The organism is Nocardia sp. CDC519 (assembly GCF_059509835.1).
This window is the reverse complement of record NZ_CM183377.1, coordinates 5,990,137-6,010,291: the sequence shown is the minus strand read 5'-3', so window position 1 is coordinate 6,010,291 and position 20,155 is coordinate 5,990,137. Positions and strand designations below refer to the sequence as shown.

Genomic DNA, 20,155 nt, shown 5'->3' with positions numbered 1-20,155 from the left:
ACGATCCAGCCCCCGACCGGAGCCGGGATCAGGCAGCCGGGGCACCACAGTCGATGAGTGGTTGCTCCGGCTCGGTGAATCCGACTGTCGGGCAGGGGCTGGATGTCGCTTTCCGGCGTTGTCGCCCGGATCAGGAGGTGACGACCCCGCCCGGTGCGGGCTGGGCCTCGACCGGCTGACCGTGCGGCGGGGCCGCGAGCGCGTCGGCGGCACCGATGGCGGCGCCGGCGGCGGCACCGATCGCGGCAGCGGGCACCGCGATCACCGCGGCGCCGATGGCGGCGCCGAGCATCGGGCCCGCGACGAGTCCGGCGGGCAGGAACGGCACTCCGGCGACCAGACCGGCGACCGCGCCGACGACGGCCGAGGTGGCCGCCAGCGGAGTGCTCGCGCTCGCCCCGGCCACCGCGCCGACCGCGGCCGCGCCGATGGTCTGGCTCGCGACCCGATCCGAGCGGCTGCGTTCCATGCCGACGGAGTCGAGGAAGGTCGCCAGGCCGGCCTCGGCGTTGGCTGCGCCGTCGTTGACCTGCGCGGCCTGCTGGGGGTCGAGCCAGGCCGGCGACTCGATGGCGACGTCACCGAAACGCAGTTGGCCCGGCGGCGGTGCGATGGGCGCGACCGGCTGCACCTGCGTGGGGGCGTGCAGATCGCCGAGGGGCGCGAGGTAGGACTTGTCGGGGACCGGGCGCGACCACGCGAGCGTGGTGTGCGCGCCGGGCTCGGCCGCCGACTGCCGTGCGGTGCCCGGAGCCGCCGTCAGCGCCTCCGGGGCCGTGGCCGGCGCGTCGGAGGCCTGCTGCGGTGCGTTCGGCTCGGCGATCGGTGCCGCCGCGGTACCGCCGAGTGGTGCCGTGCTCGGCGCGTGACCGCTCATCGTCGTCGGCTGAGCCGGCGCCGTGGTGGCCGTGGCGGTGCCCGTGCCGACGAGCGCCATGACGAGTGGAACCGCGCCCGCCACAACGATCGACCCGACCTTCTGCCGCTGCGGGTGGATCATCCTGTGCTTGGCTGTGGCCATGATTGCCTTTCATCCGGAGTGAGTCCGATGTCTGTTCGACATTCGGACTCGGCGCACACCCGGATGGGTGGTTTCACGGGCCGATCGGAGCCACTGCGATTGCCCGAAGTTAGCCGGTAGCGCGAGTCCTATCGGATTCGGCGGGCGCGTGCTCCGGCTTTCCGTCGGCGGCCACCTCGGTTGTCGGTCCCGCACCGCTGGTGGCGGCCTTCCAGCTGTTCGCCGAGGGGTCGCCGAGCGCCGACATCACCACCTCGGCCTCGCCCTCGTCCTCGCCGTTCATCGCCTCCAGCGCCAACCGGGCGAACACCCACTGCTCGGTGGCCGCCATCTGCCCGCGGGTGCGGCCGAGGAAGGTGACGAACCACTGGATGACGGTGATGATCCGGCTGCGGTAACCGACCAGGTAGTACAGGTGCAGCGCCAGCCAGGCCAGCCAGGCGATGAACCCGCCGAACTCCAGCTTGCCGACCTGGCAGACGGCGCTGAACCGCGACACCGTCGCCATGCTGCCCTTGTTGAAGTACTTGAACGGCTTGCGCTCTTCGGGGGTGTGACCCTTGAGGCCCGCCTTGATCTGCTTGGCGGCGTAGGTGGAGCCCTGGATCGCGCCCTGGGCCTGACCGGGCACGTTCGGCACCGACATCAGGTCGCCGACGACGAAGACGTTCGGATGGCCCTTGATGGTGAGGTCCGGCTCGACGATGACGCGTCCGGCGCGGTCCACCTCGGTGCCGTCGGAGCGGTCGGCGAGCATCTTGCCCAGCGGGCTGGCCTGCACACCGGCGGACCACACCTTGCATGCGGATTCGATGCGGCGGATGGTGCCGTCGGGATCCTTCACCGTGACGCCGTGCGCGTCCACATCGGTGACCATGGCGTTGAGCTGGATCTCCACGCCCATCTTCTCCAGCCGCCGCTGCGCCTTACCACCCAGCTTGGGGCCCATCGGGCCGAGCACCGCGCCCGCGCCTTCGACCAGCACCACGCGCGCATCGCGCGGATCGATGTTGTGGAAGGTGCCTTCCAGGGTGCGGTCGGCCAATTCGGCGATCTGCCCGGCCAGTTCGACACCGGTCGGGCCCGCGCCGACCACGACGAAGGTCAGCAGGCGATCGCGCTCTTCCTGTGTGTTCGCCAGTTCGGCCTGCTCGAAGGCGCCGAGGATGCGCCCGCGTAGCTCGAGGGCGTCGTCGATGGTCTTCATGCCGGGGGCGAAGGTGGAGAAATGGTCGTTGCCGAAATACGACTGCTGGGCACCGGTGGCCACGATCAGGCTGTCGAAGGAGGTGACGGTGTCCTGGTTGAGCAGCCGGGAGGTGACCGTCTTGGCCTTCAGGTCGATATCGATGACCTCACCCATCAGGACCTGGGCGTTCTTCTGCTTGCGCAGCACCAGCCTGGTGGCGGGCGCGATCTCGCCGACCGACAGGATGCCGGTGGCGACCTGGTAGAGCAGGGGCTGGAACAGGTGGGTCGAGGTCTTGGAGATCAGGGTGACGTCGACATCGGCATTCTTGAGGTGCTTGGTCCCGAACAAGCCGCCGAAGCCGGAACCGATCACCACCACCTGGTGACGACGGTTCTCCACGGTTTCAGTGCTCATCGTCGCTGCTCCTCGACAGACTGGGGGTCGACCCCGCCGAACGTTTCTGACATGGCACACGGTAGTCGGCGGCCCCGGCATCGTCACGGTGAGATCCCCGTCGGCGGGGCGTGTCGGTGCGATCGCGCACCGTTGTTCACTGTACGAAGTGAGGCCGGATTCCGGCGAAGCCGCCGGAGAACACCCGAAAGCGAATACCATGGAGGTTCCTCGCCCAGGGAGGTCTGCCATGGTCACCGTCGACCGTGCCGCCGTCGAAAAAGCCCGCGTGCGTATCGAATCCGAGAATTCGGCATTGATCGAGATCCCACGCGCGCATCCGATCGATCGGGCATTGAGCCTGATCCCGGCCCGGCGCCGAGTACTCGCCAACCCACCCTCCGGCAGCACCGCGACCGCCGTCGACGGCGACGCCGGGCTGCCGTACCTCGGCCGCGCGCTGCACTACATGCGCTGGGGTCCGGCCGAGATGATGGATCGTTACCGCCGCTACGGACCGGTCACGCTCAACAGTTCGCTCGGGATGGAGCGGGTGCTGGCCGCCGGTCCGGAAGCCATCGATGAGGTGCTCGGCCGGCGTCGCCGCGATTTCGGCCAGGGCTGGGACTATTTCATCGGCCCGTTCTTCCGGCGCGGATTGCTGCTGCTGGAATTCGACGAGCACATGTTCCATCGCCGGATCATGCAGCAGGCCTTCACCAGAGAACGGCTGGAGGCGCATCTGGCCGCGCTGACGCCGGTGGTCCGCGAGGTGGTCGACCGCTGGGTGCCGCCCGGCCGCGGCGCCAGTCGCACGGTCAAACTGTTTCCCACCATCAAGGAACTGACTCTCGATATCGCCGGCGAGACGTTCATGGCCGCCGACGTCGGCCCGCAGCGGCGCCGGCTCACCGAGGCATTCGTCGACTGCACGCACGCGGGCCTGGCCATCGTGCGCCATCCCATGCCGGGCGGCCGCTGGCGGGCCGGGCTGCGCGGGCGCAAGGTGCTCGAGGAGTACTTCACGGCGATGTTGCCGCAGAAGCGGCGCAGCGAGGAGGCCGATTTCTTCTCCGGCCTGTGCCATGCCCGCGATGCCGACGGCTCGGTATTCAGCGACGCCGACGTGGTCAATCACATGATCTTCCTGATCATGGCCGCCCACGACACCACCACGACCACCGCCACCGCGGTGGCCTACTACCTCGGCAAACATCCCGATTGGCAGCAGCGGGTGCGGGAGGAGGTCAGGGCGGCCGATCGTGCCGGCGCCCCGCCGACCATCGCCGAACTCGAGCGCATGCGCGATCTGGATCTGGTGGTGAAGGAAAGCCTGCGGTTGATGCCGCCGGTGCCGGGGCTGGTGCGGCGCGCGGTGCGCGATACCGAGATCTGCGGGCACTACATTCCCGCCGGCACCCCGGTCGATCTGGCCTACCAGGTGAATCACCTGCTGCCGGAACTGTGGACCAGCCCGGAGGTCTTCGATCCGGAGCGTTTCAGCGAAGCGCGGCGCGAGGACAAATCGCATCGGCTGGCCTGGATGCCGTTCGGTGCTGGCTCGCACAAGTGCATCGGCATGCACTTCGGCACGTTCGAGGTGAAGACGGTGATCGCGGCACTGGTGCGCGACTACGAGTGGTCCATCCCCGAGCCGTACCGCATGCCGTGGGGTTTCACCACGATTCCGTTCCCCCGCGACGACGCGCCGATGCGGTTGCGGCGCATCAACTGACCGGTCCGGCTCCGAGTGACCGCACCCGGAGCCGGATCATGGCTCAGCGTCCGGCCAGCAGCATCTCGGCGATCTTGGTGTCGGTGTCGGCACCGTCGGTGTAGCCGCCCTGATCGCCCATCGACGTCATGATCGACAAGGTGTAGCGCTCACCCGGGCCGGCGAAGCCGACGGAGTTGACCACCCAGCCGCCCTGCTCGGCCGACCAGCCGTTCTTCAGGCCCGGCCGCATCGCGGCACCGGCGCCCCACACACCCCAGTGCTGGTTCATGTCGACCTTGCGCATGCGGTCGATCAGGTAGTTGCGGTCGTCGGGGTGCATCCGGTCCAGCACATGCGACATCAGCCGGTCCAGATCGGCGGCGGTGCACTTCTGGAACGACCAGTCGGGGAACAGCGCGGTGCTGGTGGGCTGCGGAACCAGGCCGGTCATGCCGTTGGCGCGGAAAGCGTTGTTGTAGGCCATCCGGTCCAGGCCCGCGTACTTGTTCCACAGCACGTCGGTGGCCTGATCGTTGGAGGTGGCCAGCATCGACTCCATCAGCGAGCGGTCCTCGGGGGAGAGCCCGATGGCGCCGACGCGCGCGCGGTTGAGCAGGTCGGCGGCGATGGCGAGCTTGATGGTGGAAGCGGTCCACACCGAATCCTCGGCGTGCTCGTTGGCGTACACGCCGCCGCTCACCCGGTCGCGCAGCACATAGCCGGTGACGCCGGGCCGGTTCTTCAGGTAGGCGTTCACACTGGCGATCCGGTTGCTCATATCGCAGTCGAAACCGGGCAGGCACGCTTGGCTGTGGGCCAGCGGCGCGGCAGCGGCGGTCGGCAGGATGGCGGGCACACCGGGAAGCGCGATGGCGGCGGCGGCAAGGACACAGGCGGATGCGGCGACGCGGGGTTTGGCCCCGGTAGCGGCCATGGGGAAACGCACGAGGGACCACATTGGCATATCCGTGCGCTCGACGCACGTCTTGAGCTCAGCGGCCACCTGTGCTACGGCAGCGGTGGTCTTGTGTGGCAAGAACTTTCGCGCGGATCAGCGGTGCTGCACCTGCCGCGCCGCGGTGGCGCCCTCGTTGAGGCGATGGCAGTGCTCGAAGGCCTCGGCGTGCTGATCGCGCGGCCACGAGTGTAGAACGACGGTGCGCCCGTAGCAGCGCGAATTGACGAGCTCCCAGCGGTCGCCGATGCGGCGGACAGTGAAGCCGCCTCTCGGTACCAGGGGAATCACCATCGCATCCATGAAACGCGAACCAGCCTTTCGGTGCAGTCTCCCGTTCCTCCCCGGGGAAGGACTGTGGCACAGCCCCCGCCGGATGCCGGGACGACACGGCCGAATATCGATCGGGTGTGTGGCCTATGTCACGTGGGGTGCGATGGGCCGCTGCGGTTGCGCGTCGGTCGCTGGGCGTATAACGAGAGCACGAAGCGCCGAGGTGCTCGACCCGGGGCCGGTGAGGATGGCCGGGTGTGCCGAGGCGGACCGCATCGGAGGAAAGGGCGCGCATGCCGCTGCACATCCATCGCGGCGAACGCGCCGACGCGCTGGCCGACGGCTTGGCCGCGCTGCTGGCGCAGCCGCTGCCCGATCCATTCGCCACCGAAGTGGTCGCGGTGCCGGCCAAGGGGGTGGAACGGTGGCTGACGCAGCGGCTTTCGGGTGTGCTCGGAGTTTCCGCGGCGGCCTCCGGCGACGGCATCGCGGCCAATATCGAATTTCCCTCTCCCGCCGCGCTGGTGGCCGAGGCGCTGGCCGCCGCGGGCGGGGTGGCGCCCGCCGATGATCCGTGGGCGCACGACCGCGTGGTGTGGACGTTGCTGCGGGTGATCGATACGTCGGTGACCGAGCCCTGGTGTGCGGTGCTGGCCCGCCACCTCGGTCTGCGCGACGGCGAATCCAGCCATCGGGCCGGGCGCCGCTACGCCACCGCCGCGCACCTGGCGGCCCTGTTCGACAGTTACGGCGCGCAACGTCCGCAGCTCATCAACGACTGGGCGGCCGGTGCCGACACCGACGGGGCGGGATCGCAGGTGCCGGAGGATCTGCGCTGGCAGCCGCAGCTGTGGCGCTGCCTGCGCGCCGAGATCGGCACGCCGAGCCCGGCCGAGCGGCTCGCGCCCGCCTGCGCGGTGCTGCGCGCCGAACCCGGCATCGTGGCGCTGCCGGAGCGGGTGTCGCTGTTCGGTCCCACCCGGTTGCCCGCCGATCAGCTCGCGGTGCTCGCGGCGCTGGCCGAGGGCCGCGAGGTGCACCTGTGGCTGACGCATCCGAGCCCGGCGATGTGGGACACGCTCGGCGGCATCGCCCCGGCACTCACCAGGGCCGAGGACCGGACCGCGGCCGCCGTGCACCACCCATTGCTCACGGGACTGGCTCGCGATGTGCGCGAATTGCAGCAGCGGTTGCCTGCCGCGGCCACCGACCGGCATGAGGGCGGTGGGGCGCCGGCGACCGACCGGCCGGGCCTGCTGCACGCGTTGCAGGACGGGATCCGCGCCGACCGCTGGCCCGTGACTCCCGCCGTCGCCGATGGCACCGTCGAGGTGCACGCCTGTCACGGCCCGGCCCGGCAGGTCGAGGTGCTGCGCGATTGCCTGCTCGCCATGTTCGCCGCCGATCCCACCCTCGAGCCGCGCGATGTGCTGATCATGTGCCCGGAGGTGGAGGCGTACGCTCCGCTGGTGCGGGCGGCATTCGGGCAGAAGATTGCGGGATCGGTTGAGCCGGTGGGGGATTCGGGTCGCCCCGGACATCCGGCGCATCGGTTGCGGGTGCGGTTGGCCGATCGTGGACGGGCGGTCACCAATCCGCTGCTCGGGGTGATCTCGGTGCTGCTCGAACTGGCCGACGGGCGCGTCACCGTCACCCAGGTGCTGGATCTGGCCGCCTCCGAAACCGTGCGCCGCCGTTGCGGTTTCGATGACGACGATATCGAGCGGCTGCGCGAATGGGCCGCCGAGACCGGCGCGCGCTGGGGCATCGGGCAGCGGCAGCGCCAGAGCTTCGGGCTGGCCGGTTTCCAGCAGAACACCCTCAACAGCGCGGTCGACCGGATCCTGCTCGGCGTCACCGCAGGCGAGAGCTCCGAGGACTGGCTCGACCTCGCGTTGCCGCTGGACGATGTGGACAGCAACGACGTCGACCTCGCGGGCCGCTTCGCCGAATTCGTCGACCGGCTCGCCGTCGCGCTCCGCGATCTGCGCGGCCCCCGACCGGCCGACGACTGGGCCGCCTCGCTGGCCCGCTCCCTGGATCTGCTGACCGACGTCCCCGAGTCCCAGGCCTGGATCCGCACCGAGGCCCGCCGCGAACTCGCCGCCGCGCTCGCCTTCGCCGGTGCGGTGCCGCTGCGGCTGGCCGACGTCGAGGTGCTGTTGGCCGGACGCCTGGCGGCGCGCCCGACCCGGGCCAACTTCCGCACCGGCGAACTGACGGTGTGCACGATGGTGCCGATGCGGTCGGTGCCGCACCGGGTGGTGGTGCTGCTCGGCCTCGACGACGATGTGTTCCCGCGTGCGGGCGGCGTGGACGGTGACGATGTACTCGCCCGCAACCCACTGCTCGGCGAGCGTGATCACCGCGCCGAGGACCGTCAACTGCTGCTGGACGCGATCATGGCCGCCGGTGAGCGGCTGGTGCTGCTGCACACCGGGTCCGATCCGGTCTCCGGTACGCATCGGCCACCGGCCATTCCGGTGGCCGAACTCCTTGACGTGTTGCGCGCGCACGTCGGGCCCGCGGGCATGGCGGAGGTGGTGACCCGCCATCCCCTGCAGTCGTTCGACCGCCGCAATTTCCATGCCGAGCGCCCGTTCAGCTTCGATACCGTGGCGTTGGCCGGTGCCAGGGCGGCGGGTGGAAAGCCGCGGCCGCGTCCGCCGTTTCTGCCCGAGCCGCTGCCGCCGGCCGAGCCGGTGGATATCGGGTTGGCCGAATTGCTGTCGTTCGCCGAACATCCGGTGCGCGCGTTCCTGTGGCAGCGCCTGGGTCTGCGGGTGCCCGACCAGGAAGACGACATCGCCGACCGGCTGCCCATCGAGCTGGACGGCCTGGCGAAATGGGATCTCGGCGAACGGATGCTGGCCGCTCGGCTCACCGGCGCCGATCCGGCCGGGCTGCGGGCTGCGGAATGGCGGCGCGGCACGCTGCCGCCGTTCGGTCTCGGCGGCGCCGTGCTGGACGAGGTGGAACACACCGTCGACACCCTGGTGCGGATCGCGCAACCGGAGTACGAGCGGCCCGCGCGGGCGGTCGACATCGCGCTCGATCTCGGCGGTGGACGCCGGTTGACCGGGACGGTGCCCGAAGTACGCGGTGACACCCTGGTGCGCACCACCTACTCCCGGCTCGCGCCCAAGCACCGGATCACGGCGTGGGTGTCGCTGCTGGCGCTGGCCGCTGGCGAGGACCGGCCCTGGCGGGCGGTGACCATCGGCCGGGGCCAATTCCGCCGTCCCGCATGGCGTTCGGAGTTGACCGCGCCGTCGGCTCCGGAAGCGCTGACCATCCTGCGCGAGCTGGTCGCCCTGCGTGATGCCGGCCTCACCGAGCCGTTGCCGATCGCCACCGCGGCCACCGCCGCCTACGCCGAGCGCCGGTTCCGCGGCGGCACGGTGGAGGAGGCGCTGGCTGCCGCCGAACGCGAATTCCTCGGCGGGCCCAACGGTCCCGGCCCCTACGGTGAGCACACCGACCGTCATCTGCGCTACATCTGGGGCTCGGCGCCGCGCCTGGAGGACCTCACGGCGGCGCCCGCTCCGCCTGGCGAACCGAGTGAGAGCACCCGCTTCGGTGCGTTGTCGCGCCGGCTGTGGGCGCCGCTGCTGCGTGCCGAGGAACAGGGGCAGCCATGACCATTCACACCCCGCCCGCTGCCGCGCCGTCGCTGGACACCGCCTTCGATCCGGTCGGCCCGCTACCCACCGGCACCACCGTGCTCGAGGCCAGCGCGGGGACCGGTAAGACCTACGCGATCGTCGGGCTCGCGGTCCGCTATGTCGCCGAGGCCGGGATCGATATCTCGCAGCTGCTGCTGGTGACCTTCAGCCGCGCCGCCACTCAGGAACTGCGCGAACGCACCAGGAATCGCTTCGTCGGGGTCGCGGCGGCCCTGGCCGACCCGGTGGCCGCGCGCGCGAGCGGGGACGAGCTGGTCGAGTACCTCGCCGCCGCCGACGAGGACGAGGTCTGGCGCCGCCGGGCCCGGCTGCTGGCGGCACTGTCGGATTTCGACGCCGGCGCCATCGCGACCACGCACAGCTTCTGTCAGCGCATGCTCGACGAGCTGGGCCTGGCGGGTGAACACGATATGCGCTCGCGGCTGGTCGAGAACGTCGACGAGCTGGCCGAGACCGTCGCCGACGATCTGTACCTGCACCGCTACGCACGCACCGCACCGCCGTTCACCATCAAAGAGGCGCATACGCTTGCCCTGGCCGCGGTCCGGGACCGGCACGCCCGGCTGGCCCCCGACACCGACGACCTGGCCGGGGAGCGCGTCGCATTCGCCCTGGCGGTGCGCGCCGAGACCGAGCGCCGCAAACGTCTCGCGGGACTGCGTGATTTCGACGACCTGCTGGTGCTGTTACACGAGGTGCTGACCGATCCCGAGCACGGCCGTCGCGCGTGCCTGCGGATCCGGGACCGGTTCCGGGTGGCCCTGGTCGACGAATTCCAGGACACCGACCCGTTGCAGTGGGACATCCTGCGCCGCGTCTTCCACGGCCACACCACGATGGTGCTGGTCGGCGACCCCAAACAAGCCATCTACGCCTTCCGCGGTGCCGAGGTACTGAGCTACCTCGACGCCGTCGGCCATGCCGAGACCCGCAGAGAACTGACGGTGAACTGGCGCAGTGATGCCGGTCTGCTCGCCGCCGTCGACCAGGTGATGGGCGGCGCGGCACTCGGCCACCACGCCATCACCGTCTATCCGGTGGCTCCGACCCGGCCGTGGTCGCGGCTGTCCGGGCCCCACCAGGACCCCACGCCCTTCCGGTTGCGGGTGCTGCCGCGCACCGGCGCCGGACCGCTGAACAAGACCGGATTCCCGACCGTTGGCCGGATGCGAGCCAAGGTCGCCACCGATCTGGCGGCCGATATCGTGCGGTTGCTGGAATCGGGGACGACGATCGACGCGGCCGGCGGGCACGCGGAGCCGCGGCCGATCGACCCGGGAGATATCGCGGTGCTGGTGCGCACCCGCTCCCAGATCGACGTCGTGCGCGAGGCCTTGGACCGGGTGGGTGTCGCCTCGGTGCTGGCGGGCGGTACCAGCGTCTTCGCGACCGAGAGCGCCACCGACTGGTTGTGGGTGATGCGTGCCCTCGAACAACCGCATCGCAGTGACAGGGTACGACTTGCGGCCTGCACGCCGTTGCTCGGCATCACCGCCGCCGAGATCGACAGTGGGGGAGCGGATCTGGTCGGGCGGGTCAGCGCGCAGTTGCGCGAAGCCGCCCGGTTGTTCACCCGAGCCGGGTTCGCGGCGGTCTTCGAGAAGCTGTCCGCGGAGTCCGAGCTGGCGCCGCGCCTGCTCGGCATCGAGAACGGCGAACGCAGGCTCACCGATCTGCGCCATATCGCCCAGCTGCTCGATCAGCTCGCCGTCTCCGAGGGCTACGGCCTGACCGCGCTGACCCGCTGGCTGGCCGACCGGGTACGCGATCCCGCTTCCGGTGCCGTCACCGATCGCAGCCGGCGGCTCGATCGGGACGCGGCCGCGGTGCAGATCGCCACCGTGCACGCCAGCAAGGGGCTCGAATTCCCGGTCGTCTATCTGCCGTTCGCCTGGGACAGCGCGCGGAATCCCAAGGCCGCGACGCTGCTGTTCCACGATGACGAGGTCCGCGTCCTCGATGTGGGCGGCCCCGACGCACCCGGCTACGCCGAGCGCAAACGCCGCGCCGAGGCCGAGGAATCGGGTGAGGAACTGCGGCTGCTCTACGTGGCGCTGACCCGCGCCATGTGTCAGGTGGTGGCGTGGTGGGCGCCCGCGTTCACCACCGACAACGCGCCGTTGCACCGGATGCTGCTCGGCCGTTCCGGCGGAGCCGAACAGGTCGCGCCGCGGGTGCCGGTTCCGTCGGATACCGCTGTCGCGGAAAGGCTTACGGCGTGGGCCGCCGCTGCCGGACCGGCGGTGGCGGTGGAGATCGTCGACGGTGAGCAGCAGGTGCAGCCGCGGCGAGTGCAGGTCGAGACGATGACCGGCGAACTCGCCGCCGCCGTCTTCGACCGCACGCTCGACCAGCAATGGCGGCGCACCTCCTACTCGGCGCTGACCGCCGCCGCGCACGCCGTCGCCCCGGACAGCGAACCCGAGGACGGCCGCGGACCCGACGACGAGCCCACCGGCGTGCCGGTGCTCGCCGCCGAACCCGAAGCGGGTGCGCCGTCGCTGATGAACGAGCTGCCCTACGGCGCCGAGTTCGGCACCCTGGTGCACGCGGTGCTGGAGCGGATCGACACCGATGCCGCCGATCTGGCGGCCGAGGTCGCGACGCGTTGCCGGGAGAGCATCGAGGAGATGATGGCCGCCGCCGATCCGGGCCTGCTGGCCACCGCGCTGCTGGCGGTGCTGCGCACGCCGACCCCCTTCGGCGCCCTCGCCGATATCGCGACCCGGGACCGGTTGTGCGAGCTGGAATTCGAGCTGCCGCTGGCCGGCGGTGACGAGGCCGGCGAGCACGCCGCGACCCTGCGTGCGATCGCCGCACTGCTACGGGCACATCTGCCCGCCGCCGACGTCTTCGCCACCTACGCCGATCACCTCGAGGCCCTCGACGACAACCCGTTGCGCGGCTACCTGACCGGCAGCATCGACGCGGTGCTGCGCATCGCGGACGGCCGTTTCGTCATCGTCGACTACAAGACCAACCGGCTCGGCACCGGCGAGCTCACCGTCGAGCACTACACCAGGGATCGGATGGCCGCGGAGATGATGCGTTCGCACTATCCGCTGCAGGCCCTGCTGTATTCGGTGGCGTTGCACCGCTATCTGCGGTGGCGGCTGCCCGGATATGAGCCGGCGCGCCATCTCGGCGGTGCGGCGTACCTGTTCGTGCGCGGCATGATCGGACCGGAGACCCCGCCCGGGCGCGGAGTGTTCGATTGGACTCCGCCGCCGGCATTGATCACCGAGCTCTCGGATCTGCTGGCAGGCGGTGCGCGGTGAGTGCGCGAGCATTCGGTGCTGCCCGAACCGGGTATGCCGCAGGGCCGATGCGGGAGGTGCCGCAGTGACCTCGATCCAGATCGCGCAGCGCGGCACCGGGCTGCTGCGGGCGTTCAACGAAGCCGGGGTGCTCTCGGCCGCCGATGTGCACGTCGCCGTGCGGTTGGGCCGGCTCGGGCGCGAGGAGTCCGAATCGGCGTTGTTCGCGGCGGCTTTGGCGGTGCGGGCAGTGCGCTCGGGTTCGGTGTGCCTCGAGCTGGCCCGGATGCGCGAGATCGGCATCGACGCCGACGAAACCTGGGACACCACCGTCGATCCGGCCTCCCTGCCGTGGCCGGAATTCGACGACGTGCTCGCGGCTTTGCGGGTCAGCCCCCTCGTGATCGGTGGCGCGGCCGGGCCGCTGCGCCCGCTGCGGCTGGTCGAGGATCGCCGTGCGGGCGGGCCGCTGCTCTACCTGGATCGCTACTACCAGCAGGAACAGACCATCCGTCGGGTGCTGACCGAACGCTCGGACCGGCATCCGGTGGTCGACCCGGCCGTGGTGCGTCGCGAACTCGACCGGCTGTTCGCCACTCCCGCAACGGAATCGGGGTCCACAGCGCCGGACCGGCAGCGGTTGGCCGCCGCGCTCGCCGCGACTCACTGGACCACCGTCGTCGCGGGCGGGCCGGGCACCGGCAAGACCCACACCATCGCCCGCATCATCGCCTTGCTCGACGCCCATCAGCGTGCGAACCCGAAGGCGCCGGCCCTGCGGGTCGCGCTCGCCGCCCCCACCGGGAAGGCGGCCGCACGGTTGCAGGAAGCGGTGCGTGATCAGGCCGCCGACCTCGGACTACCGGAGCTGAGCGCCTCCACCCTGCACCGGCTGCTCGGCTGGCAGCGCGGTCGCGGCACCCGCTTCCGGTATCACGAATTCAATCGGCTGCCCTATGACGTCATCGTGGTCGACGAGACCTCGATGGTGTCGCTGACCATGATGAGCAGGCTGATGGCGGCGCTGCGCCCGGACACCCGGCTGGTGCTGGTGGGCGACCCGGATCAGCTCGCCTCGGTCGACGCGGGCGCGGTGCTCGCCGACCTGGTGGCAGGCCCGGTGGTCGGCGCCCCGAATCCGGTGCTCGACCAGATCATCGGCCGGGCGGCCGAGCCATCGGCGGATCCGGAGGCGTTGACCGAGCTGGAGCAGGCCCGGTTGCGCGGCGGCATCGTCCGGCTCACCCGCGGGCGGCGGTTCGGCGGCCGGATCGCCGATCTGGCGGTGGCGGTGCGGGCCGGTGACTCCGAGACCGCCTTGGGATTGCTGCGCGAAGGCGGCGATGCGCTGTCGTTGTGCGAACCGGAGGACGTGGCCGCCGTCCGCGCCGACGTGATCACCGCCGCCCGTCGGGTCACCGAGGCCGCCCTGGCCGGTGACGCCGCCGCCGCGCTCACGGCGCTGGAATCACATCGGCTGCTGTGCGCCCACCGCCAGGGCCCGTTCGGCGTCGAACGCTGGGACCGAATGGCCGGCGAATGGGCCGCCGCCGCGGGGGCAGGCCCCGAATCCGGGCAGAACACCTGGTATCCGGGACAACCGCTGCTGGTCACCGCCAACGATCACGAGGCCCGCATCTACAACGGCGATACCGGCGTCGTCATCCGCCAACCCGACGGGTCGTTGCGAGTCGCCCTGCAACGCGGCAGCGAACCCTACCTCGTGCATCCCACCCAATTTCCCTCCGTGGTCACCGTTTTCGCCATGACCATCCACCGCAGCCAGGGCAGCCAGTACGACGCCGTCACCATCGTCCTGCCCGAACCCGAATCCACCCTGCTCACCCGCGAGCTGCTCTACACCGCCATCACCCGCGCCCGCGGCCACGTCCGCATCATCGGCACCGATGCCGCCATCCGCGCCGCGACCGCGCGTCGGGTGCTGCGGGCCAGCGGGTTGAGCCACCGAGTGGAGTGAACGCCGGCCGGGCCCGGCTCGACGCGTGCCATCCCCGTATCAGCGCACGGCGATGCCCGAGCAGGCGTTGTCATCCGCGCTCTCGGTTTCGGATCTCCGCAATTCATGTGACGCACGTCACTTTTCTGGATGTCACGTTCGGCGGCCCACCTTACGTCTCGGGTGCATCGACCGATTGTTCAGAAGGGATACGACGATGCGCGAGCACAACGAGACCAAGGAAACGGCGCGGCGGGACATCCTGGTCCTCGGCGCCGGATACGCGGGCATGTCGGCGGCGGTGAACCTGGGTGCCCGGGTGAAGCGGCGCGACGATGTGCGGGTGACCGTGATCAACGCGGACGAGCGTTTCGTGGAGCGGTTGCGACTGCATCAGGTGGCGACCGGGCAGCGGCTGGCCGAGTTCGACATCCCGGAACTGCTCGACGGCATCGGCGTCGGGTTCGTCCGGGGCCGGGTGGCGGCGATCGACCCCGACGCGAAGACGGTTCGCCTCGATGACCAGCGACTGCTGCGCTATGACAGCCTGGTCTACGCCCTGGGCGGCCTCGCCGACACCGGCCGGGTGCCCGGCGCCGACGAGCACGCCTTCACCCTCGACGGTGCCGCGGACGCCGCGGCCCTCGCCGCGCGCCTGGACCGGCTCGAGGCCGGGACCGTCGTGGTCGGCGGCGCCGGGCTCACCGGTATCGAGGCGGCCGCCGAAATCGCCGAACAGTATCCGCGGCTGCGGGTAATGCTGCTGGGACGTGACGAACCCGGCGCCGCCATGGCCGATAAGCCGCGCGCCTACCTGCGGGCGACGCTGGACCGGCTCGGTGTCGAGGTGCGCAGCGACGCCGAGGTGGTGAAGGTGCTCGCCGATTCGGTGGAGTTGGCCGACGGCGAGAGCATCGCCGCCGACGCGGTGCTCCTGACCAGCGGTGTCCGGGCCAACCCGGTGGCGGCCGCGGCAGGGTGTGCCGTGGACGAGCGCGGGCGCATCGTCACCGATGCCACCCTGCGCTCGATCTCGCACCCCGACATCTACGCCGTCGGCGACGCCGCCGCCATCGAACAGGGATATGGCCTCATGCACGGCACCTGCCAGAGCGGCATGCCGACCGGTGTGCACGCCGCGGTCTGCCTGGCCCGCGAGCTGAAAGGCAAGCAGCCCAAGGCGTTCCGCTTCGGCTACTACCACACGCCGGTGAGCCTCGGCCGCAACGACGCCGTCGTGCAGTTCACCAAGCCGGACAGCACGCCGCGCCGCTGGTACCTGACCGGTAAGCGTGCGACCTGGTACAAGGAGACGGTGAGTTCTTCGCCGTGGCCGACCTTCCAGCGCATGACCAAGTTCCCGCGATCGGGTGCGATCTGGCCCAGCGGTGGCCGCTACACCCGCCGCGCAGGTGCGCGATGACAGCGTCCGATGACGCTCAGCAGCTCTTCGACGAACACCGCAACCTGCTGTTCGCCGTCGCCTACCGCATCCTCGGCAGCGCCGCCGACGCCGAGGACGCGGTGCAGGATGCTTGGTTGAAGTGGTCGACGGTGGACCGTTCGCGCGTCACCGACGCCAAGGCCTATCTCGCTCGGATCGTGTCCAACCTGGCCATGGATCGCCTGCGCTCCACCCGCTATCAACGCGAAACCTATGTCGGTCCGTGGCTGCCCGAGCCGATCCTGACCACCGGTGACATCGTCGACGACGTCACCGGTGCGGAATCGGTGTCGATGGCGATGCTGGTGGTGCTGGAAACGCTCAGTCCGATCGAGCGGGCGGTGTTCGTGCTCAAGGAGGTCTTCGATTTCAGCTATGCCGAGATCGCCGAGGCCGTCGACCGCTCCGAGGAGGCGGTGCGCCAGGCCGCGCACCGCGCCCGCGGGCATGTGCAGGCGCGGCGGCCGAGGTTCAGCGCCGACCGCGGCAAGCAGCGCGACGTCACCACCCGGTTCGTCGCGGCCGCGACCGGCGGCGATATCAACACGCTGATGGACCTGCTGGCCCCGGACGTCACGCTGTGGACCGACGGCGGTGGCAAGGTCCGTCAGGCGATGCGTCCCGTGGTGGGCGCCGACCGGGTGGCCAGCTGGTTCGCGGCCATCGGCACCCGCCCCTACCAGGGTGTGGCGCCGGCCGACATGCGGGTCGAGCTGGTCGAGATCAACGGTGCCGCCGGTGTGCTGTTCCGCGGCCCCGACCGGGTGATCGCCACCCTCACCGTCACTCTCGATCCCGAGGGCCGCATCATCGCCATCCACAACGTCGCCAACCCGGACAAGCTGCAGTCGATCGCCGAGGGCGCCGTGCACGACCTCGGCGATCGCTGACCCCCGTTCGGGCTGTGGTTCGGCGCTGGTCAGCCTCCTGCTGTGGCACTCGAGATCGGTGTGCGCGCAGCGGTGTTCGACGGATCGGGGTTCGGCTCCGCGCGCCGGCGAGATCCGGGCATCCACCAGTTCACCGGCCCCATCAGCTGAACCAGCGCCGGTACCAGCAACATGCGTACCAGGGTCGCGTCGATGATCAGCGCGAGGATCATGCCGATCCCGAGGAAGCGCATCGGGGTGAGCGGGGAGAGGGTGAACGCGCCGGTGACGATGATGAGCAGCACGGCCGCCGCGGTGATGACGCGGGCGGTGCGCAGGGTTCCGGTGCGCACCGCTTCGGCGGTGCTCGCGCCCGCGTGATGGGCTTCGACCATCCGCGACAGCAGGAACACCTCGTAGTCGGTGGACAGTCCGAACACCACCGCGATGATCAGCACCACCATGCCCGCGGCGAGCGGCCCCGGTGTCACACCGAGCGCGCCTGCCAGATGTCCGTCGTGGAAGATCCAGGTCAGGATGCCGAAGGTGGCGGCGAGGCTGATGAAGGCCATGACCACCGCCTTGATCGGCAGCACGATCGAGCGGAAGGCGATCCCGAGCAGCAGCAGGGTCGCCAGCACCATGACCGCGATCATCCAGGGCAGGGCGGCGGTGATCGAATCCACGCTGTCCATGGTCGCCGCGGTATCGCCGCCGACCCGCAGGCCGGTGCCCGCGGGCGGTTCGAGCGCCCGCACCGCCTCGACGACGGCGATGGCCTCGTCGCTGCGGTCGGCGCTGTCGAGCATCGCGTGGACGACGACGAAATCCGCTGCGCGCCCGGCCTGGAACACCGGACCCACCCCGGGCACGGCACCGATCTCGCGCATCACCTGCGCGATGGCCGCGTCCTGCGGAGCCGCACCGTCGAGGCCGTGCAGCAGCGCGGTCACCCCGCTGTTGGCGGCCGGGAAACGGTCGGTGAGTTCCTCGACGGTGGTGCGCATGGGATTGTCCGTGGGCAGTGCGCGATGGTCGATATCGCCGAGCCGCGCTCCCAGCAGCGGTGTCGCCAGTACCAGCAGCACCGCCATCACCCCTAGGGCGACCGCACCCGGACGGCGCAGCACCGCATCGACCACGCGGCCCCAGAACCGCTCGGTACGGCCGCGTTCGCGCGAGGCACCGAGCCTGGCCCCGAACAGCGCGAGCATCGCGGGCAGCACGGTCAGTGAGAGTGCCGCCGCCAGCGCGACCGCTGCGATCGCACCGAACCCGAGCGATCTCAGCACCGGCTGCGGGAAGACGAACGTGCCGGCGAAGGCACAGATCAGCAGTGCGGCCGAGAACGCGACGGTGCGCCCGGCCGTCGCGCAGGTCCGTTCGATCGCGGCGGGCAGGTCGCATCCGCCGGCTCTCTCCTCCCGGAATCGGGTGACCAGGAACAGCCCGTAGTCGATCGCCATGCCGAGCCCGATCAGCGACGCGATATTGACCGCGAAGGTGGTGACCTCGGTGAATTCGGTCAAGGCCCGGATGGCCGCCAAGGAGCCGCCCACCGCCAGCGCACCGACCAGCACCGGCATCGACGCAGCCGCCAGCCCGCCGAACACCAACACCAGGATGAGCAGGGTGATCGGGAGAGAAAGGGACTCGGCGACGATCAGATCCCGCTGGGATCGGGTGGTGATCTCATCGGCCAGCGCACTGAAACCGGCCAGCCTGGTGTCGATTCCGGGGACCTGGAGGTCGGCTTCGACGGATGCGAAGGCAGTGATGCGCTGATTATCGTTGCCTGCGAGGAAGACCACCGCGAGTCCCTGGCGGCCGTCGGCCGAGCGCAGGAACTGGGTGCGCGGCGGAGTGCTGTTCCAGTAACTTTCCACCGGCCGCGCCAGCAGGGCGGGGTCGATCCGTTCGATGGCCGCGGTGATCTGCGGCCCGATCGCCTCGAGGCTCTGCCCGTCCGGCGCGGTATAGACGGCGACGACGTCGGCGCTGGTCGGCCCGACCTGCGCCCGGACCAGCGCGTCCACGCGACTGGATTCACTACCCGGATCGGTGAATCCGGCCGCGCCGACCTTCTCCGCCGCGCTCGCGCCGTAGGCCGCGCACAGCAGCATCAGCCCGATCACCACCGCGAGGACGGTGCGCGGCCGGGCGATGACCAATCGCGCCCAGGCCCTCATCGCGCGCTCTCGTCATCGGCGGGTACTCCGGCTTCCAAGCCCGCCACGATGCGGTCGAGCAGCGCATCCAGCCGCTCGGCGATACCGCGTCCATTGCGGGCCGAGACCGTCAGCTCGGATTTCCCGCCCGATTCCATCAACCCGAACAGCAGCGGCATCGCCACGCTGTGCTGCGGCAGGATCAGCACCGACACCGGCCGGAACCCGGGTGTGGCGAGTTCGTCCAGATCGAATCGGCCCATATGCGACACGGTGGCCGAGGCGAGATTGCGGCCGAACCCGGCGCCGAGCCAGTTCAGGGTGCGCAGCAGAGCACGGCCCGCGGGCTGCGGGATCTGCGCCAACCCGCTGTTGTCCATCTGATTCAGCTCGCGCCGTTGCGCCAGACCCGCGCGCTTCATGTCGTTGATCTCGGTCCACGATGTTCCCGCGGTGATGTCGAAGAACAGGGGGAGCGCGAGATTCGCGGTGGAGCGCAGCTGCGGATCGTGACGGCGCAGATCCACCGGCATCATGATCCGCGAGGTCCCCTGGGTCTGCTCGGCCAGGATCGCCGCGATCTTGGCGACTGCGCCGGGTGCGCTCGACGCGATGGTGCGGCGGCGCAACAGATGTCGTGGTTGGCCGGAGACCTGGCGACCATGTCCGACGGCGGCGCGGTATCGCGGCAGCATCAACGTCGGCTTGCCCGGGGCGCCGACGCGCCGCACCAGCTCCTGGTCGGCGACCGGATCGGGCATGGGCCGCGGTTGCTCGCCGCGCAGGGCCGCCAGCACGGCCAACGCCCACGTCACCAGGCCCATGCCGTCCATCACGCCGTGGAAGGCCCGGAAGATCAGGGTCACCGGCTGCGCGGTGAGCAGCAGCACCTCGCAGGTCGATTCGTCGGTGGGCCCGATCGGGCTGTGCACCACCGGATCATCGTCGAGCGAGTCGTAGTCGATCATCCGGTCCCGCACCACCCGCACCGCGGCGGGCACACCGCTGTCGACCCAGTCGCGGCCCCGGCGCACCAACCGCGATCCCGGGCACGCGGCCGAAGCGACCGCGACCGCCTGCCGCAACCGCTCCGGGTCGATCTCGCCCTCACCGGGGAAGACGAGCTGCATGAGGAACGGCGGCGCCAGATCACGCATCGGGAAATACATGCGTTCGGTCGGTGAGATCCGGCGGAACACGGTGCCGGTAGCCATATCTACCTC

The 20,155-nt window shown here is 70.5% G+C and carries 12 protein-coding genes; 6 read left to right on the top strand and 6 right to left on the bottom strand.

Annotated features, from left to right (window positions below):
- Positions 1 to 130: 130 nt before the first annotated feature.
- Together AC5W7N_RS27245 and AC5W7N_RS27240 are read right to left on the bottom strand one after the other, a co-directional pair.
- Positions 131 to 1,021, bottom strand: a complete 891-nt coding sequence (locus AC5W7N_RS27245; RefSeq protein ID WP_495922552.1) for a hypothetical protein — start codon at positions 1,019 to 1,021, stop codon at positions 131 to 133.
- A 109-nt stretch (positions 1,022 to 1,130) separates the two neighbouring features.
- A complete protein-coding gene (locus tag AC5W7N_RS27240) occupies positions 1,131 to 2,627 on the bottom strand; it encodes an NAD(P)/FAD-dependent oxidoreductase (RefSeq protein ID WP_495922550.1) in 1,497 nt (498 codons plus the stop codon).
- Between the two features lie 229 nt (positions 2,628 to 2,856).
- Between AC5W7N_RS27240 and AC5W7N_RS27235 the strand changes: the two genes are divergently transcribed.
- Positions 2,857 to 4,341 (top strand): cytochrome P450, encoded by a 1,485-nt coding sequence (locus tag AC5W7N_RS27235; RefSeq protein ID WP_163812783.1) that lies wholly within the window; start codon positions 2,857 to 2,859, stop codon positions 4,339 to 4,341.
- 43 nt (positions 4,342 to 4,384) lie between these two features.
- Here the strand turns inward: AC5W7N_RS27235 and AC5W7N_RS27230 are convergent, their stop codons facing one another.
- Together AC5W7N_RS27230 and AC5W7N_RS27225 are read right to left on the bottom strand one after the other, a co-directional pair.
- Complete coding sequence (locus AC5W7N_RS27230) at positions 4,385 to 5,257, bottom strand: serine hydrolase (RefSeq protein WP_228816217.1); 873 nt, start codon at positions 5,255 to 5,257, stop codon at positions 4,385 to 4,387.
- A 117-nt stretch (positions 5,258 to 5,374) separates the two neighbouring features.
- On the bottom strand, positions 5,375 to 5,581 hold the full coding sequence (locus AC5W7N_RS27225; RefSeq protein WP_036536571.1) for a hypothetical protein: 207 nt from the start codon (positions 5,579 to 5,581) through the stop codon (positions 5,375 to 5,377).
- A 263-nt stretch (positions 5,582 to 5,844) separates the two neighbouring features.
- On the opposite strand from AC5W7N_RS27225, the gene recC reads away from it, so the two are divergent.
- The 5 genes from recC (at position 5,845) to AC5W7N_RS27200 (ending at position 16,785) form a co-directional block, all read left to right on the top strand.
- Positions 5,845 to 9,192 (top strand): exodeoxyribonuclease V subunit gamma, encoded by a 3,348-nt coding sequence (gene recC / locus AC5W7N_RS27220; protein ID WP_194991813.1) that lies wholly within the window; start codon positions 5,845 to 5,847, stop codon positions 9,190 to 9,192.
- Entirely contained in the window at positions 9,189 to 12,515 is a 3,327-nt protein-coding gene (locus AC5W7N_RS27215) for a UvrD-helicase domain-containing protein (protein ID WP_195021654.1), read from the top strand. Before recC ends, AC5W7N_RS27215 begins: the two co-directional genes overlap by 4 nt.
- 64 nt (positions 12,516 to 12,579) lie before the next feature.
- The gene (gene recD / locus AC5W7N_RS27210; protein ID WP_195007385.1) at positions 12,580 to 14,472 is read left to right on the top strand and encodes an exodeoxyribonuclease V subunit alpha; all 1,893 of its coding nucleotides are present in this window, start codon (positions 12,580 to 12,582) and stop codon (positions 14,470 to 14,472) included.
- 196 nt (positions 14,473 to 14,668) lie between these two features.
- Positions 14,669 to 15,874, top strand: a complete 1,206-nt coding sequence (locus AC5W7N_RS27205; RefSeq protein ID WP_194991979.1) for an NAD(P)/FAD-dependent oxidoreductase — start codon at positions 14,669 to 14,671, stop codon at positions 15,872 to 15,874.
- Complete coding sequence (locus AC5W7N_RS27200) at positions 15,871 to 16,785, top strand: RNA polymerase sigma-70 factor (protein WP_195021655.1); 915 nt, start codon at positions 15,871 to 15,873, stop codon at positions 16,783 to 16,785. The genes AC5W7N_RS27205 and AC5W7N_RS27200 overlap by 4 nt, the downstream gene beginning before the upstream one ends.
- A gap of 29 nt (positions 16,786 to 16,814) precedes the next feature.
- Here the strand turns inward: AC5W7N_RS27200 and AC5W7N_RS27195 are convergent, their stop codons facing one another.
- Positions 16,815 to 18,953 (bottom strand): MMPL family transporter, encoded by a 2,139-nt coding sequence (locus tag AC5W7N_RS27195; protein WP_194991981.1) that lies wholly within the window; start codon positions 18,951 to 18,953, stop codon positions 16,815 to 16,817.
- Positions 18,950 to 20,146 (bottom strand): peptide synthetase, encoded by a 1,197-nt coding sequence (locus tag AC5W7N_RS27190; RefSeq protein WP_195021656.1) that lies wholly within the window; start codon positions 20,144 to 20,146, stop codon positions 18,950 to 18,952. Before AC5W7N_RS27190 ends, AC5W7N_RS27195 begins: the two co-directional genes overlap by 4 nt.
- Positions 20,147 to 20,155 lie beyond the last annotated feature (9 nt).